Origin of the sequence: Pseudomonas sp. P8_229 (assembly GCF_034008635.1) — a bacterium.
In the GTDB taxonomy this organism is placed as follows: domain Bacteria; phylum Pseudomonadota; class Gammaproteobacteria; order Pseudomonadales; family Pseudomonadaceae; genus Aquipseudomonas.
The window spans coordinates 3386543-3403506 of sequence record NZ_CP125378.1 but is presented as its reverse complement, the minus strand read 5'-3'; the positions used below and the strand labels follow the sequence as shown (position 1 = coordinate 3403506).

Here is a 16964-nt window from a genome sequence, read left to right as displayed (position 1 = left end):
TGACTAATGTTTGGTATCAGCTTCTCTGAACTGCTGCTCGTCGGCCTCGTTGCCCTGCTGGTGCTGGGCCCCGAGCGTCTGCCGGGCGCTGCGCGCACCGCCGGCCTGTGGGTCGGGCGGCTGAAGCGCAGCTTCAACGCGATCAAACAGGAAGTTGAGCGTGAAATCGGTGCCGACGAGATCCGTCGGCAACTGCACAACGAGCACATTCTGTCGCTGGAGCAGGAGGCGCGGAAGATTTTCACGCCGGTTCAGCAGGAGCCGACGCCGGTCGAGCACGTGGGCGAGCAGACGATTCATGCGCCGACCACGCCCGCGGCTCCGGTTTCCGTTGTAGTGCCGACAGAAGCGGCGCCTGCGGTTACAGAAAACTCCGTTGAACACGTAGCTGCACCCGCCGCGCCGACAACACCGGCCCCTCACGACCCTACATTGCCGCCGCGAGCCCCATGAGCGATCTTCCCGAAAACGACCAGCACATGCCGCTGGTATCGCACCTCACCGAGTTGCGCACCCGCCTGCTGCGTTGCGTCGCGGCGGTGTTCATCATCTTCGCCGGGTTGTTCGCCTTCACCCAGCAGATCTACACCTTCGTCTCGACGCCGCTGCGCCACTATCTGCCGGCCGGCGCGACGATGATCGCTACCGACGTGTCGTCGCCGTTCCTGACGCCGTTGAAGCTGACGATGATGGTCTCGCTGTTCCTCGCGATCCCTGTGATCCTGCATCAGATCTGGGGCTTCATCGCACCGGGCCTGTACAAACATGAGAAGCGCATCGCGGTGCCGCTGCTGGTGTCCAGCATCCTGCTGTTCTACACCGGCATGGCGTTCGCCTATTACTTCGTGTTCCCGCTGATCTTCAAGTTCTTCGCCGCCGCCACCCCGGCCGGCGTGGAAATGATGACCGACATCACCAGTTACCTCGACTTCGTGATGACCCTGTTCTTCGCCTTTGGCGTCGCGTTCGAGATCCCGGTGGCCGTGGTGCTGCTGGTGTGGATCGGCGTGGTCGACGTCAAATACCTGAAGAAGATCCGCCCGTACGTGATCATCGGCTGCTTCGTGGTCGGCATGATCCTCACCCCGCCGGACATCTTCTCGCAGACCCTGCTGGCCGTGCCGATGTGGATGCTGTTTGAAATCGGCATTCTGTTCGGTGGCCTGATCAGCAAGCGCGAACGTCCGGACGAGAACCCGGCCGACGATCACAACGACCAGCCGCCAGCGACCCAGGCATGAACCTGCTGTTGCTCGAAGAGGCCGACTTCATCGCGGCCGACCGTGTCGTGCTGCGTGATCGACGCCTGACCCACATGCAGGAAGTGCATCGCTCCGAAGTCGGTGACAGCCTGCGGGTCGGGCGCATCAACGGCTTGATGGGTTCGGCCGAGCTACTGCGCCTTGAGGCTGGCGAAGCCGAATTGCGCGTCAGCCTCGATCAGCCACCGCCGGCCAAGCTGCCGCTGACCCTGGTGTTGGCACTGCCGCGCCCGAAGATGCTGCGACGGGTGTTCCAGACCGTGGCGACCATGGGCGTGTCGAAAGTGATTCTGGTCAACAGCTACCGGGTCGAGAAGAGTTTCTGGCAGACGCCGTTCCTGGAGCCGGAAGCGATTCGCGAGAATCTGATCCTCGGCCTCGAACAGGCCCGCGATACCGTGCTGCCGGAAATCATCATCGAGAAGCGCTTCAAGCCGTTCGTCGAAGATCGCCTGCCGGCGATTAGCGAAGGCACTCTCGGCCTCGTCGGCCATCCCGGCAATTACCCGCCGTGCCCACGGGCATTAAGCGAACCGGTAACGCTGGCGATCGGCCCCGAAGGTGGCTGGATCCCCTACGAAATCGATCTGCTGGGCAAGTCCGGCCTGCAACCGGTGCAACTGGGCGAGCGCATCCTGCGTGTCGAAACCGCCGTCACCGCCCTGCTCGCCCGCCTGTTCTAACCCGGCAAATCGGGTTACAGATTGCCATCATCCAGCCGATACAGTCCCCATAAGTCCAATTAGTGGTCCGAGGGGAGTCGTCGCATGTACCGTTGGTTAGCCGAGAATCTTGGGAACGTCAGCGTCAAACGCAAGCTGGGGATCGGTTTCGGCCTGGTGCTGTTGCTCACCCTGCTGATCACCTTCACCGGCTGGACCGGCATGGGTGGCATTATCAGCCGCGGCGACAAGCTGGGTTTTATCTCCAGCCTCAACGAACTGACCAAAGACCTGCGCCTGGCGCGCCTGGACTATGAAATGCGTCGCGGCGAGCAAGGCCCGGGCGCGGTCAACGACCTGCTGGGCAAACTCGACAGCGGCCTGCAAACCGCACGCGGCCTGATCGAACAACCGTCCGACGCCGCCAAGGTCGACCAACAGCTGGCCGCCGTCGCCGAATACAAACGCGCCTTCGCCGACATGGTGCAGGCCGGGGCCAACCGCGAAGACGCCCGCAGCAAACTCGGCGCCACCGCCGACAACGCCGTGGCCAAGGTCGCCGAGGTGGAGAAATCCATGCTCCAGGGCGACAGCGTTGCGCAGTTCAATGCGGTGATCGACCTGAGCAAACTGATCCAGCAAGCGCGCTTCCAGGTGCGCGGCTACACCTACAGCGGCAAGACCGAAGCTGAGCAACCTGCGCTCGACGCCATCGACAATGCCCTGAAAAACCTTGAAACCCTGCCGGCCAAACTGCCCGAGCAGCACATCGCCAACCTGCAGCAGGCCACCGACTCGCTCAAGGCTTATCGCGCGGCAGTCAGCCAGTTCCGCGACTCGCAGGTTGCCAGTGCCAAGGCCCTGGCGCGCATGTCGACCCAGGGCGATATCCTGCTCGACGTCAGCAAGCAACTCACCGAATCGCAGACCGTGGTGCGTGACACCGACGCCGCCAGCGCCAAGAACCAGTTGATCATCGCCACCCTGCTGGCCGTGGCCTTCGGTTTGCTGGCCGCCTGGGCGATCACCCGGCAGATCATCATTCCGCTGAACCAGACCCTGAAAGTCGCCGAGCGCGTTGCCGCTGGTGACCTGACCCACAACCTGGTCTCGCAGCGCCGCGACGAACTCGGCCAGTTGCAGCGCTCGATGCAGAGCATGACCCAAGGCCTGCGCGACCTGATCGGCGGCATCAGCGACGGCGTCACCCAGATCGCCAGCGCGGCTGAGGAATTGTCGGCCGTCACCGAGCAGACCAGCGCCGGGGTCAATAATCAGAAAATCGAGACCGACCAGGTCGCCACCGCCATGAACGAAATGGCCGCCACTGTGCAGGAAGTTGCGCGTAACGCCGAGGAGGCTTCCGAAGCTGCCGTCGCCGCTGACCAACAAGCCCGTGAAGGCGACAAAGTTGTCGGCGAAGCGATCGCGCAGATCGAGCGTCTGGCGCTTGAAGTCGGCCACTCCACCGAGGCCATGGGTGAGCTCAAGCGCGAAAGCGACAAGATCGGCAGCGTGCTCGACGTGATCAAGTCCGTGGCCCAACAAACCAACCTGCTGGCGCTTAACGCGGCGATCGAAGCGGCCCGTGCCGGTGAGGCCGGACGTGGTTTCGCAGTGGTCGCCGACGAAGTGCGCAGCCTCGCCCAGCGCACGCAGAAGTCCACTGAAGAGATCGAAGAGCTGATCGTCGGCCTGCAGAACGGCACTCAGCAAGTGGCAACGATCATGGACAACAGCCGCAGCCTGACCGACAGCAGCGTCGAACTGACGCGCCGCGCCGGTGGCTCACTGGAAAGCATCACCCGCACCGTGTCGGCGATTCAGGCGATGAACCAGCAGATCGCCGCAGCGGCCGAGCAGCAGAGTGCCGTGGCCGAGGAGATCAACCGTAGCGTGCTGAATGTGCGGGATGTATCGGATCAGACGTCGGCAGCGAGTGAAGAGACTGCTGCGTCGAGTGTTGAGCTGGCGCGATTGGGGACGCATCTGCAGATGCTGGTGGGTCGCTTCAAGGTCTAGCCCAACGATCATTCCCACGCTCTGCGTGGGAATGCATCCTGCGACGCTCCGCGTCGCGCATACAAAGGGACGCGGAGCGTCCCGGGCGGCATTCCCACGCGGAGCGTGGGAACGATCAGCGACTATAAGACTTGACGCAGGAAGGCCTGCGCGCGCGGATCCTTCGGTGCATCGAAGAACTCCGCCGGCGAGGCATCTTCCAGCAGTTTACCGTGATCGAAGAACAGCACCCGATCCGCCACTTCCCGAGCGAAGCCCATTTCGTGGGTGACACAGACCATGGTCATGCCTTCCACGGCCAGGTTCTTCATCACATCCAGCACTTCACCGACCATTTCCGGGTCGAGGGCCGACGTCGGCTCGTCGAACAGCATCACTTTCGGATCCATCGCCAGCGCCCGGGCAATCGCCACGCGCTGTTGCTGTCCGCCGGACAGGCGTGACGGATATTCCCGAGCCTTCTGCGCAATACCGACCTTTTCCAGCAACGCCAAGGCCTTGGCCTCGCTTTCCTTCTTCCCGCGCTTGCGCACGACTTTCTGCGCCAGGCATAGGTTTTCCAGCACGGTCATGTGCGGGAACAGGTTGAAATGCTGGAACACCATGCCGACTTCGCGGCGGTAGGCGTTGACGTCGGTTTTCGGGTCGGCCAGTTGCAGGCCGTCGATGCTCACCGAGCCCGAGTCGAACGCTTCCAGGCCATTGAGGCAACGCAGGAAGGTCGATTTGCCCGAACCGGACGGGCCGATCACCACCAGCACTTCGCCCTTGGCGACTGAAGTGGTGACGTTATCCACAGCCCGCACTACCTGACCACGGGTGTCGAAGACTTTTACCAGATCGCGGACTTCAATCACTTTGCGCGAGCCTCCGCTCAAGCCGGCTGGCGATTTTCGACAGCGGCAGGTTGATCAACAGGTACAGGCCGGCGACGCAGAACAGGATTTCGAACGGCGAGAATGAAGTGGTGATGACTTCCCGACCGCTTTTAAGCAGCTCGGTAATTGCAATCACCGACACCAACGAGGTGTCCTTGACCAGGCTGATGAACTGCCCGGCCAGCGGCGGCAGCACGCGTTTGAACGCTTGCGGCAGCACCACGTGACGCATCGACTGGCCAGCGCTCAGACCAAGCGAGCGCGCCGCTTCGTTCTGCCCACGGGCGATCGACTGCACGCCGGAACGGATGATCTCGGCCACGTAAGCGCCCGTGAACAGCGACAGCGCGGCGATCCCGGCGAACTCACGGGACAGGTTCATCACCGTGCCGATGAAGAAGTAGAAAATGAAGATCTGCACCAGCAGCGGTGTGCCGCGCACCAGTTCGACGTAGATGCTCGACAGGTCGCGCAGGGTCGGGTTGCTCGACAGACGGCACAACCCGGTGACCAGACCGATCAGCAACCCGAGCACGCCAGACACCGCCGACAGCCACAGCGTGGTCCACAGCCCCCACATCAGCGGCCCTGCCGCCCAATGCCGGGTTACGCCCACGACGTCGCCTTCGGCCACATCGTCGCCTTGGGCGAATTGCAGGCTGTTCTCGTCGACGGTCAGGTGCTGCTCGTCACCCGCATCATTGCGCAGGGTGACTTGCGCGCTGCTGCCCTTGCGCACCAGTTCGGTGACGGTGGAAATGTCGGTTGCACGCTGGGTTTCTTCGGCCTGATAGGCGAAGTACTGCGGCACACGATTCCAGCGCCATTCGTAGGACATCAGCGACGTGGCGTAATACAACGCGCCCGCCAGGCCGACCAGCACCAGCACGGTGAGGACGTGCCAGGGCCATTGGACTTTTTTCTGTTTCATTGCAGGTTCTCGGATGATCGTTCCCACGCTCTGCGTGGGAATGCCGCTCGGGACGCTCTGCGTCCCTGCCTGTTCGTGACGCGGAGCGTCACAGGATGCGTTCCCACGCGGAGCGTGGGAACGATCAGCGGATGCGCGTTATTCCATGTCCTTGAGCCACTCGGTGCTCTTGAACCACTTGTCATGGATGCGATCGTAGGTGCCGTCTTCGTGGATCTGGTGCAGGAAGTTGTTGATGAAGTTGATGCTGTCGTAGTCACCCTTCTTCAGGCCGAAGGCCAGCGGCTCGTAGGTGAACGGCTTGTCGAGGAACACCAGTTTGCCGGCGCCGACCTTGTTCACCGCGACCACGTTGTACGGCGCGTCGTAGATGAAGGCGTCAGCCTTGCCGTTGACCACGTCGAGCACGGCTTCCTGCTCGTTGTCGTAGCCGTGGTACTTGGCTTTGGCGATCAGTTTCTTGGCCACCATTTCGCCAGTGGTGCCGAGCTTGGAGGTGATGCGGTAGTCGGCGGTGTTCAGGTCTTTATAGGACTTGATGGTGCCTTCCAGATCCTTGCGGATCAGCAGGGTCTGGCCGACGACGATGAACGGCTCGCTGAAATTCAGGCGCAGGTTGCGCTCCTGGGTCAGGGTCATGCCGCTGCCGATCATGTCGAACTTGTCGGTCATCAAGGCCGGGATGATCCCGTCGTAGCCGGTGGAGACCAGCTCCAGCTTGACGCCCATGGCCTTGGACATGGCTTTGAGGATGTCGACTTCGAAGCCGATGATCTCGCCGCGCTTGTTGGTCATTTCGAACGGCATGTAGGTCGGATCCATACCGACTTTCAACGTGCCGCGCTTGACCGCGTCATCGATTGCACCGGCGTGCGCCGCATTGACTGCAACCAGTGCCGTGACGCCGACCAGCAGCATCGACAGATACTTCTTCATCTTCAAGTCCCCAAAACCATTGCATGTGCGGCGCGAAAACCAGCAGTGACGGGCAAAAATACCCGGGTGCGCCAATTCGGGGACGGATGCTAACGCACTCGTTCTTTTGCACAAGGGTTATGGACGATTTGTTTAACAATAAAAAAAGCCCCGCTGATTGGCGGGGCTTCTTTTTTAGGCCGGCTGAGCCTGCACGCTCACCGGTCGCAGCGGCAGTAACGGCGCATGCGGATCGGCTTTCACCGAAGCGCGCCAGGCGTCCAGCCAGTCGCTGTGACCTTCGGCCCACACTTGCTCGTGCAGACGCGCCAGTGCCACCGGATCGCTCAGCAGTTGCAGGCGATCATGGTTGCTCAGCGCCGCCGGGCCAACCTTCAGGGCGTGACGTACACGTTCCTGACGCAGCCACTCGATCGGCTCGGCCTGACCGTGACGGGCCGTCGCCAGCGAGCACGCCAGAGCGTTCTGCTGCGGATCGACCACGGCGCGAATGAAGCCGTCGTTCAGCGCGTGCCAACGGTTCTCGTGGGTGTACTGGTCGGTCGCCAGCAGTGCCTGCGGCGGATTGTATTCCTCAGGGATGAGGAACAGGCTCTCGTCACGGGACTTGAGGCCCAGACCGACACGGCTGGAAATCACCGACACAGGGATCGACAGCATCAGCGAACCGACGATCGGCACCAGCCACCACAGGAAGCTTGGGTTCAGCCAGATCACCAGCAGCGCCCAGAAGAAGCCCAGCAGGGTCTGCGGACCGTGGCGCTTGACCGCCTCGCTCCATGGCGTGGAGTCGTCGTCACGCTGCGGCGAGTTCCAGGTCGCAGCCCAGCCGAGGAACGCGGCGAGGACGAAACGGGTGTGGAAAATCATCCGCACCGGCGCCAGCAGCATGGAGAACAGCATCTCCAGCAGCATCGACAGAGTCACCTTGAACTTGCCACCGAACTCTTTCGCACCCTTGGCCCAGATCAGGATGATGCTCAAAAGCTTAGGCAGGAACAGCAGTACGACGGTCGTCGAGAACAGCGCGATCGCCTTGTCCGGGTGCCATTGCGGCCACAGCGGATAGAGCTGACGCGGTTCAAGGAAGTACTGCGGTTCCATCAGCGTGTTCACCGCCAGCAGCGCGGTCGACAACACCAGGAAGAAGAACCACAACGGCGCCGACAGGTACGACATCACGCCCGTCAGGAACACCGCACGGTGTACCGGGTGCATGCCTTTTACCAGGAACAGGCGGAAGTTCATCAGGTTGCCGTGGCACCAGCGACGGTCACGCTTGAGTTCGTCGAGCAGATTCGGTGGCAGTTCTTCGTAGCTGCCCGGCAAGTCGTACGCAATCCACACGCCCCAACCGGCACGGCGCATCAGCGCGGCTTCAACGAAGTCGTGAGACAGGATCGCCCCGGAGAACGCCCCCTTGCCCGGCAACGGCGCCAGGGCGCAGTGGTCGATGAACGGCTTCATGCGGATGATCGCGTTGTGACCCCAGTAGTGGGATTCACCCAACTGCCAGAAGTGCAGACCGGCGGTGAACAGCGGGCCGTACACGCGGGTGGCGAACTGCTGCATGCGCGCATACAGGGTGTCCATGCCCGACGCACGCGGCGCGGTCTGGATGATCCCTGCGTCCGGCGTGGCTTCCATCAGGCGCACCAGACTGGTCAGGCACTCGCCGCTCATCACCGAGTCGGCGTCGAGCACGACCATGTACTTGTAGTCACCGCCCCAACGACGGCAGAAGTCGTCGAGGTTGCCGCTCTTGCGTTTCACACGACGGCGACGGCGGCGATAGAAGATCTTGCCGAAGCCCTTGGCTTCGCGGCAGACGTCCAGCCAGGCCTGCTGCTCGGCAACGCAGATATCGGTGTCGTTACTGTCGCTGAGGACGAAGAAGTCGAAGCGATCCAGGTCACCGGTCGCTGCAACCGATTCGAACGTAGCGCGCAGACCGGCGAATACCCGAGGCACGTCTTCGTTGCAGATCGGCATCACCAGTGCGGTGCGCGCGTCTTTGGGAATCGGCTCGTTGCCGGCGCTTTTGCCGGAAATACGGTATTTGTCGTGGCCGGTGAGCAACTCGAGGAAGCCCATCAGCGCCGTCCAGAAACCGGCCGAGACCCAGCAGAACAGAATCCCGAACAGGATCAGGATGCTGGTTTGCAGCGCATACGGCAGCACTTGCGTGGCGGTTTGCAGCAGCGGCTGGTGCAGCACTTCGTCCAGATCGACGAACGACCAGCCCTGGTACGGCATGATGCCTTTCATGTACCAGCCGGCAACGATGGTCTGACCGAGCATCAGCAGCAACAGAATGTAGCGACGGATCGAACCGACGGTGCGCCAGCGCGCAGCCGGCAACACGTTCTCGTCCTTAGGCGGCTGTGGCGGGTTGGTGCGACCGGTCAGACGGCGCCAGCCACGCACCAGAATATTGGTGCGCCAGGGTTCCGGCACGACTTTGGTCCGACGGATTGGCGGCGTCGCCTTCATGGCGACCCGGCCGCTGGCGTCGAGCACCAGCATTTCAGCCTCTTCCAGCTCTTCGGCAGTGCTCAGGACCAGGCGCTTGCCCACCGAAGCCTGGGCGGCTTCGGCAGGGGCGTCGAACGTCGGCGACGACAGGCGCTGGTGCAGTTCGCTGAAGGACTGGCAGCCCGCGAGTTCCGCGCGCTGCTCGTCGGTCATCGGCAGATGCGCCAGATACTCGGACAGAGTCTCTGGCTGTACTTGAGAGTTACTCATCGGCAGGCAACTGATAGCTCCAGGTCTCGGTCAGGACTTCTTCAGTCGGTGCCGATTCCGGTGTGACTGGGGCCGCGTTCGCAGCCGCTGGCTGCTTGGCGTCTTTGTTGGCCTTGTCCTTGGCATCTGCAGCGGGCTTGGCGTCGGCCTGTTTGGCTTCGGCGGCCTTGGCTTCCTTGTCTTCCTTCTCTTGTTGCTTGGCGGCGACCTTGTCAGCCTTGGCCACCGACGAATTCGACGCCGGTACCGAGGACTTGGCCAGATCAGCGGTTACCACCGGCTGAACCAGAGCGGCACGCATCTCGGTCGCTTTGCTCGCGTCCTTGATCTTCATCCGCAGGGTCAGGCGCCAGCCTTTGGTTTCCGGGTTGTAGCGCACGCTGTTCTCTACCAGCTCGGCGTTATCGCCAACGCTGACCTGACTGCGCACGTCGGCATCCGGAGCCAGGGCTGCCAGCGATGGACCTTCGAAGTCGACCAGGTAAGCGACGCTGCCATCTGGCTGACGGATCAGGTTCGATTGCTTGACGTCACCGGTCGAACGCAGGGTCTGCTTGACCCAGGCGCTGTCCGGGGCGTGAATCGACGACTCATCCATGGTCCAGTGCATGCGGTAGGCGAAGTCCAGTGGCTTACCCGGCTCCGGCATGGTTTCCGGACTCCAGAACGCAACGATGTTGTCGTTGGTTTCGTCGGCGGTTGGAATCTCTACCAGATCAACGGTGCCCTTGCCCCACTCGCCCTTCGGCTCGATCCAGGCGCTTGGGCGCTTGTCGTAGCGATCATCGAGGTCTTCGTAGTGGCTGAAGTCGCGGCCACGTTGCAGCAGACCGAAACCACGCGGGTTCTCGACGCTGAAGTTGCTCACGGCCAGGTGTTTCGGGTTGTTCAGCGGGCGCCAGATCCACTCGCCGTTGCCGGCATGGATCGACAGCCCGCTGGAGTCGTGCAGTTCACGACGGTAATTGAGGACTTTCGACGGCTGGTTGGCGCCGAACAGGAACATGCTCGTCAACGGCGCGATGCCCAGTTTGCCGACCTTGTCACGCAGGAACATCTGCGCCTTGACGTCGACAATGGTGTCGCTGCCCGGACGCAGTATCAGGCGGTAGGCACCGGTGGCACGCGGCGAATCGAGCAAGGCGAAGATCACCAGATGCTTGTCGCCCGGCTTCGGCTGTTGAATCCAGAACTCGCGGAAACGCGGGAACTCTTCGCCCGACGGCAGCGCGGTATCAATCGCCAGACCACGCGCCGAGAGGCCGTAGGTGTGGCCCTTGCCGACAACGCGGAAGTAACTCGCGCCGAGCATGGTCATGATTTCGTCTTGCTTGTCGGCCTTGTTGATCGGGTACAGCACACGGAAACCGGCGTAGCCCAGTTGTTCAGTGGCCTTCGGATCGAACTTCAGGTCGCCGAAATCGAAACGAGTCGGATCGTATTTGATCTCTTCGACGGTGTTCGCTGTGATTTCGTTGATTTTCACCGGCGTATCGAAGTGCATGCCCTGGTGATAGAAGGACAGCTTGAACGGGGTCTTCTGATCGGCCCACTCAGCCTTTTCGGTGAGGAAGCGGATTTTCTGATAATCCGCGAATTTCATGTCGCGGAATTCGTTCGGCAGGTTGCTGCGCGGGGCTTCGAATTTCTGCCCGGCCAGCTCTTTAGCCTTGGCCGATACATCGTCAAGATTGAACGCCCAAAGCTGACCGGCGCTGAGCAGGCACAGGAGCGCCGAACCCGCTACCAGGGCACTTCGCATGCGTTTGGCAGACATTTTTGCTGCATTACAGGGACTAACAATCACGAGCAACCCTCGCCGAAAACAGATCAAAAAACCAACGGCCAGCAAGCCGTCTGTGTGGCCATTTTCGTCAGCTTATTTCGGTTCCAGAGAGCCAGATACTGCGTTGCCGCTCCTCGCCATAGCGGGCTATGACTCGTCGCGGCGCCTTGTCTCTGGCTCCCTGGCCCTCGAAATAATGCTGACAAAAATGGCCGTACAGACCGCTCATGCCAGGTTGGCGAGCATTGTTCCGACTCCACTGGGGCAAAATGATTCCCCAATCGGATCCAGACAAGTCTCTACCTAAGTCAAAAATGGACCAACGAACGCTGATCCCCATAGCGCGCGATTATCTAGTAGCCCGCGTGACAACGCATCAGGGGTAACAAAGTATTTATCGCGAAAAGCGCCTGTTTTCAGTCGAAAAGCCCTTGAAAAGATGTTTCAAGCGCTTTCATGTCTGTAACAGGAAGGTTACCGGGCCATCGTTGACCAGGTGCACCTGCATATCCGCGCCGAATCTACCTGATGCCACAGTGCCATGCATCTGTTTCGCTTTGCTTAATAGATAGTCGAACAATTCCTCGCCCAATGCCGGAGGGGCCGCGCTCGAGAAACTCGGGCGCAACCCGCTCTTGGTGTCGGCAGCCAGGGTGAACTGAGAGACCAGCAGCAACCCGCCGCCCACATCCGCCAGGGACAGATTCATCTTGCCCTCAGCGTCACTGAATACCCGATAGTTAAGCAGCTTATGCAGAAGTTTGTCGGCGCTGGTACGGGTATCGTCGGGTTCGACGGCTACCAGCACCAGTAAACCCTGATCTACTGCACCAACGATTTCTCCCGCGACTTCGACTCGTGCACCGCGCACGCGTTGTAGAAGCCCCTTCATGCTTCTTCGGGCGGCAGGTCGAGCAGGCGGCGGGCCATGTTGCTCGCAGCACGCACCAGCGCATCGGTGATACCCGGTTCGGACGCAGCGTGACCGGCGTCGCGAATCACCTGCAGCTCGCTGTTCGGCCAGGCCTGATGCAATTCCCAGGCGTTGTCCAGCGGGCAGATCACGTCGTAGCGACCATGGATGATCACCCCCGGTAGATGGGCAATCTTGCCCATGTCGCGAATCAGCTGGTTCGGCTCAAGGAATGCGTTGTTGGTGAAGTAGTGGCATTCGATCCGCGCAATCGACAGCGCGCGCTGCGGTTCGGAGAAACGGTCGACCACCAGCGGGTTCGGGCGCAGGGTCGCGGTGCGTCCTTCCCATGTCGACCAGGCCTTGGCCGCGTGCATCTGGGCGATCTGGTCGTTGCCGACCAGGCGCTTGTGGAAGGCGCTGAGCAGATCGTCGCGCTCGTCCAGCGGGATCGGCGCGATGTAGTCCTGCCAGTAATCAGGAAACAGACGGCTGGCACCGGCCTGATAGAACCACTCGATTTCCTGCGGACGGCAGAGAAAGATCCCGCGCAGGATCAGACCGTGTACGCGCTCCGGGTGGGTTTGCGCATAGGCCAGCGCCAGGGTCGAGCCCCACGAACCGCCGAACAGCACCCATTTGTCGATGCCCAGGTGCTTGCGGATACGCTCAAGGTCGGCGACCAGATCCCAGGTGGTGTTGTTTTCCAGACTGGCATGCGGCGTGGAGCGTCCGCAGCCGCGCTGGTCGAAGGTGACAATGCGATACAGGTTCGGATCGAAATAGCGACGGCTCTGGGCGTCGCAACCGGCGCCGGGACCACCGTGGATGAACACCACCGGCAAGCCTTCCGGCGAACCGCTTTCGTCGACGTACAGCGTGTGGGTGTCATCGACAGCCAGATCGTGCCGGGCATGGGGTTTGATCTGCGGAAACAAAGTCTGCATTGCGCGCTCCGTAAGGGGTCGAGGTCATCCCTGGGGGGACTTCTATTATTCTGCCGTCCGGCATCATAAACCCGATTTACGTCAATGAGCATGCTCCGGGACCTGATCGTTCCCACGCTCTGCGTGGGAACGATCAAGATCGCAGCCTTCGGCAGCTCCTACAGGGGTGAGTCAGCCGCGGTAGTGTTTTTCGCCCCAGGCCAGATAGCCCTGCAGCAATTCCTTGAGCACCACCCGCGTCGGCTCAGCCAGATCGGGGCGATAGCGGAACGGTTCGAACTCTTCCATGTAGGTGCACTGGCCCAGCTCCAGTTGCACGGCGTGGATGTTCTCGGCCGGGTTGCCGTAATGGCGGGTGATGTGGCCGCCCTTGAAGCGTCCGTTGAGCACGTGGCTGTAATTGCCGTGGCGCGCGCAGATGGCTTCCAGTTGCGTCGCCAGCTGCGGATCGCAACTGGCGCCGTTGAAGGTGCCGAGGTTGAAGTCCGGCAGTTTGCCGTCGAACAGGTGCGGGATGATCGAGCGGATCGAGTGCGCGTCGAACAGCAGCGCGTAGCCGAACTCGGCCTTCAGTCGCGCCAGCTCTTGCTGCAGGGTGCGGTGGTACGGTGTCCAGATCTGCTCCAGATAAGTCGCACGCTCCGCTGTCGATGGCTCGTGCCCTTCGCGAAACAGAGGAATGCCATCGAACAGCGTCGCCGGGTACAGACCGGTGGTGGCGCCGACATACAACGGCTTGTCATCGGACGGACGGTTCAGGTCGATGACGAACCGCGAGTACTCGGCGGCCAACGTGCTGGCGCCCAGTTCATCGGCAAAATCGTAGAGCTGCGGAATGTGCCAGTCGGTGTCCGGCAGGCTTTTCGCATCCGCGATCAGCCCGGCTTCGACCGCTGGGGTCAGGCGCACGCCGGCATGCGGCATGCTGATCAGCAGCGGCACGCGACCTTGTTTGAAATTCAGAACCTTATCCACAACCGCTCTCCTACAGACTTGATTCAACGCCGTGACGCACGACGCGTTTGTCCAGATCACCACCGAGCCAATAGGCCAGATCCGCCGGACGATCGATGTGCCAGGCGACGAAATCCGCGACCTTGCCGACTTCCAGCGAGCCATGGGTGTCGGCCATGCCCAGCGCTTGCGCGGCATGAAGGGTCGCACCGGCCAAGGCTTCTTCCGGGGTCATGCGGAAACAGGTGCAGGCCATGTTCAGCATCAGGCGCAACGACAGCGCCGGCGAGGTGCCGGGGTTGAGGTCGCTGGCGATGGCGATTTTCACCTTGTGTTTGCGCAAGGCGTCCATCGGCGGCAACTGGGTTTCGCGCAGGAAGTAGAACGCGCCCGGCAACAGCACCGCGACGGTGTCGGATTTGGCCATGGCGATGGCGTCGTCTTCGTCCATGAACTCCAGATGATCGGCGGACAGCGCCTTGTATCGCGCCGCAAGGCTGGAGCCATGCAGCGAAGACAGTTGCTCGGCGTGCAGCTTCACCGGCAGGCCGAGTTTCTGTGCGGTGATGAACACCCGCTCGACCTGCTCCGGCGAGAACGCCAGGTATTCACAGAACGCATCCACGGCATCGACCAGCCCTTCGGCGGCCAGCGCCGGAAGCATCTCGGCGCAGATGTGATCGATGTAAGCGTCAGCACGATCCTTGTATTCCGGCGGCAACGCGTGGGCCGCCAGACAGGTGCTGCGCACGCTGATCGGCAGCTCCTTGGCGAGGCGACGGATGACCCGCAGGATCTTGCGTTCGCTGGCCAGATCGAGACCGTAGCCGGACTTCATCTCGACCGTGGTCACGCCATCGCGCATCAGGCTTTTCAGACGCTTGGCGGCGCTGGCGAATAGCTCGTCTTCGCTCGCTTCACGAGTGGCGCGCACGGTGCTGGCAATGCCGCCGCCCTGCGCCGCGATCTCGGCGTAGCTGACGCCTTGCAGACGTTTCTCGAATTCGCCGCTGCGGTTGCCGCCGAACACCGTGTGGGTGTGGCAGTCGATCAGGCCGGGGGTGACCCACGCGCCTTGCAGGTCGTTGACTGCCGGGTATTCGCCGGAGGGCAATTGATTGCGCGGGCCGATCCACTCGATGTACGCGCCGGACGTCACGATGGCCGCATCTTCAATGATCGAGTAGACGCCCTGCGCCATGGTTGCGACGTGGCAGTGTTGCCAGAGGGTTTTCATCCCAAGTCCTCGTCTAGTGATCGTTCCCATGCTCTGCGTGGGAATGCCTCAAGGGACGCTCTGCGTCCAGTGACGCGGAGCGTCACGGGCTGCATTCCCACGCAGAGCGTGGGAACGATCAGTGGGTGGGTTACAAACTAGGCAAAAGTTTCGCTGGAACCAGTTCGGTCAGACACCGCGAAGCCAGCAGCTCGGTCGCCACATTGATGTCCGGCGCAAAGAAGCGGTCCTTCTCGTAGAACGGCACTTCCTTGCGCAGAATCGCCCGCGCCTGTTCCAGCTTGGTCGAAGTCTTCAGACCGTTGCGCAGGTCCAGGCCCTGCACCGCCGCCAGCCATTCCACGGCGAGAATCCCGCGGGTGTTCTCGGCCATTTCCCACAGACGCTTGCCGGCAGCCGGGGCCATCGACACGTGGTCTTCCTGGTTGGCCGAGGTCGGCAGGCTGTCGACCGAATGCGGATGGGCCAGCGCCTTGTTCTCGCTGGCCAGTGCTGCGGCGGTCACCTGAGCAATCATGAAGCCGGAGTTGACCCCGCCATTGGCCACCAGGAACGGCGGCAGTTGCGACATGTGCTTGTCCATCATCAGCGAGATGCGGCGTTCGCTCAGCGAGCCGATTTCAGCGATGGCCAAGGCCATGTTGTCAGCGGCCATGGCCACCGGTTCAGCATGGAAGTTGCCGCCGGAAATCACATCGCCTTCAGCAGCGAACACCAACGGGTTGTCGGAGACGGCGTTGGCTTCGATGACCAGCACGTCGGCGGCCTGACGGAACTGGGTCAGGCAGGCGCCCATGACTTGCGGCTGGCAGCGCAGCGAGTACGGGTCCTGGACCTTTTCGCAGTTCTGGTGCGAATCGGAGACTTCGCTGCGCTCGCCGAGCAGATCGCGATAAGCCGCAGCGGCGTCGATCTGGCCTTTCTGGCCACGGGCGGCGTGGATGCGCGCGTCGAACGGCGAGCGCGAACCCAAAACGGCTTCAACGGTCAGGCCGCCCAGCGCCAGCGCACCGGCGAACAGGTCTTCACCTTCAAACAAGCCACGCAGGGCAAACGCGGTGGACACCTGAGTACCGTTGAGCAACGCCAGACCTTCTTTAGCCGCCAAAGTCAGCGGGGTCAGACCGGCGACTTTCAGCGCTTCGGTGGCTTCCATCCACTCGCCCTTGTAGCGCGCCTTGCCTTCGCCCAGCAGCACCAGCGACATGTGCGCCAGGGGCGCCAGATCGCCCGAGGCACCCACCGAGCCTTTCAGCGGAATGTGCGGATAGACCTCGGCGTTGATCAGCGCGATCAGCGCATCGATCACCACGCGGCGAATACCGGAGAAACCACGGCTGAGGCTGTTGACCTTGAGCACCATGATCAGGCGCACCAGCTCATCACTGATCGGCTGGCCGACGCCGGCGGCGTGGGACAGCACCAACGAACGCTGCAGGTTTTCCAGGTCTTCGCTGGCGATGCGGGTCGAGGCCAGCAGGCCGAAACCGGTGTTGATGCCGTAGGCGGTGCGATTCTCGGCGAGGATCTGCTCGACGCAAGCGACGCTGGCTTCGATCTGTGCGGCAGCGCTGTTGTCGAGGGTCAGCTTGACCGGGTGCTGATAAACGTCACGCAGTTGCGCCAGGCTCAGTTGGCCGGGAATCAGGTTCAGCGCAGTCATTAAAATGCTCCTGTTTAGGCATTGTTAT

The 16964-nt window shown here is 61.9% G+C and carries 14 protein-coding genes and 1 pseudogene; 5 read left to right on the top strand and 10 right to left on the bottom strand.

Annotated features, from left to right (window positions below):
- The first annotated feature begins 6 nt into the window (after nucleotides 1-6).
- The 5 genes and pseudogenes from tatB to QMK55_RS28625 all read left to right on the top strand — a co-directional run bounded on the left by tatB (nucleotide 7) and on the right by QMK55_RS28625 (nucleotide 3946).
- Entirely contained in the window at nucleotides 7-453 is a 447-nt protein-coding gene (tatB, locus tag QMK55_RS15445) for a Sec-independent protein translocase protein TatB (RefSeq protein WP_320329504.1), read from the top strand.
- Nucleotides 450-1241: a twin-arginine translocase subunit TatC gene (gene tatC, locus QMK55_RS15440; protein WP_102358795.1), complete on the top strand. Its 792-nt coding sequence runs from the start codon at nucleotides 450-452 to the stop codon at nucleotides 1239-1241. Before tatB ends, tatC begins: the two co-directional genes overlap by 4 nt.
- Complete coding sequence (locus QMK55_RS15435; RefSeq protein ID WP_102358794.1) at nucleotides 1238-1945, top strand: 16S rRNA (uracil(1498)-N(3))-methyltransferase; 708 nt, start codon at nucleotides 1238-1240, stop codon at nucleotides 1943-1945. Before tatC ends, QMK55_RS15435 begins: the two co-directional genes overlap by 4 nt.
- Nucleotides 1946-2029: 84 nt before the next feature.
- A pseudogene (locus tag QMK55_RS28630) lies at nucleotides 2030-3091 on the top strand (methyl-accepting chemotaxis protein); the annotation flags it as partial.
- Complete coding sequence (locus QMK55_RS28625; protein WP_371859106.1) at nucleotides 3074-3946, top strand: methyl-accepting chemotaxis protein; 873 nt, start codon at nucleotides 3074-3076, stop codon at nucleotides 3944-3946. The pseudogene QMK55_RS28630 and the gene QMK55_RS28625, both read left to right, overlap by 18 nt.
- Before the next feature lie 122 nt (nucleotides 3947-4068).
- On the opposite strand, the gene QMK55_RS15425 is transcribed toward QMK55_RS28625, so the two are convergent.
- The 10 genes from QMK55_RS15425 to hutH form a co-directional block, all read right to left on the bottom strand.
- A complete protein-coding gene (locus QMK55_RS15425; RefSeq protein WP_102358792.1) occupies nucleotides 4069-4803 on the bottom strand; it encodes an amino acid ABC transporter ATP-binding protein in 735 nt (244 codons plus the stop codon).
- Nucleotides 4796-5755, bottom strand: a complete 960-nt coding sequence (locus tag QMK55_RS15420) for an amino acid ABC transporter permease (RefSeq protein ID WP_102358791.1) — start codon at nucleotides 5753-5755, stop codon at nucleotides 4796-4798. Before QMK55_RS15420 ends, QMK55_RS15425 begins: the two co-directional genes overlap by 8 nt.
- Nucleotides 5756-5893: 138 nt before the next feature.
- Nucleotides 5894-6691 (bottom strand): transporter substrate-binding domain-containing protein, encoded by a 798-nt coding sequence (locus QMK55_RS15415; RefSeq protein ID WP_102358790.1) that lies wholly within the window; start codon nucleotides 6689-6691, stop codon nucleotides 5894-5896.
- Between the two features lie 174 nt (nucleotides 6692-6865).
- Entirely contained in the window at nucleotides 6866-9436 is a 2571-nt protein-coding gene (gene mdoH, locus QMK55_RS15410) for a glucans biosynthesis glucosyltransferase MdoH (protein WP_320329503.1), read from the bottom strand.
- Nucleotides 9429-11213, bottom strand: coding sequence for a glucan biosynthesis protein G (locus QMK55_RS15405; protein ID WP_320329502.1), 1785 nt, complete (start codon nucleotides 11211-11213; stop codon nucleotides 9429-9431). The genes mdoH and QMK55_RS15405 overlap by 8 nt, the downstream gene beginning before the upstream one ends.
- 463 nt (nucleotides 11214-11676) lie before the next feature.
- Nucleotides 11677-12114 (bottom strand): D-aminoacyl-tRNA deacylase, encoded by a 438-nt coding sequence (gene dtd, locus QMK55_RS15400; protein WP_102358787.1) that lies wholly within the window; start codon nucleotides 12112-12114, stop codon nucleotides 11677-11679.
- On the bottom strand, nucleotides 12111-13082 hold the full coding sequence (gene pip / locus QMK55_RS15395) for a prolyl aminopeptidase (protein WP_003220824.1): 972 nt from the start codon (nucleotides 13080-13082) through the stop codon (nucleotides 12111-12113). Before pip ends, dtd begins: the two co-directional genes overlap by 4 nt.
- A 171-nt stretch (nucleotides 13083-13253) precedes the next feature.
- Nucleotides 13254-14057, bottom strand: coding sequence for an N-formylglutamate deformylase (gene hutG / locus QMK55_RS15390; RefSeq protein ID WP_102358786.1), 804 nt, complete (start codon nucleotides 14055-14057; stop codon nucleotides 13254-13256).
- 10 nt (nucleotides 14058-14067) lie between these two features.
- The gene (gene hutI, locus QMK55_RS15385) at nucleotides 14068-15273 is read right to left on the bottom strand and encodes an imidazolonepropionase (RefSeq protein WP_102358785.1); all 1206 of its coding nucleotides are present in this window, start codon (nucleotides 15271-15273) and stop codon (nucleotides 14068-14070) included.
- Between the two features lie 130 nt (nucleotides 15274-15403).
- Complete coding sequence (gene hutH, locus QMK55_RS15380; protein ID WP_320329501.1) at nucleotides 15404-16936, bottom strand: histidine ammonia-lyase; 1533 nt, start codon at nucleotides 16934-16936, stop codon at nucleotides 15404-15406.
- Nucleotides 16937-16964 lie beyond the last annotated feature (28 nt).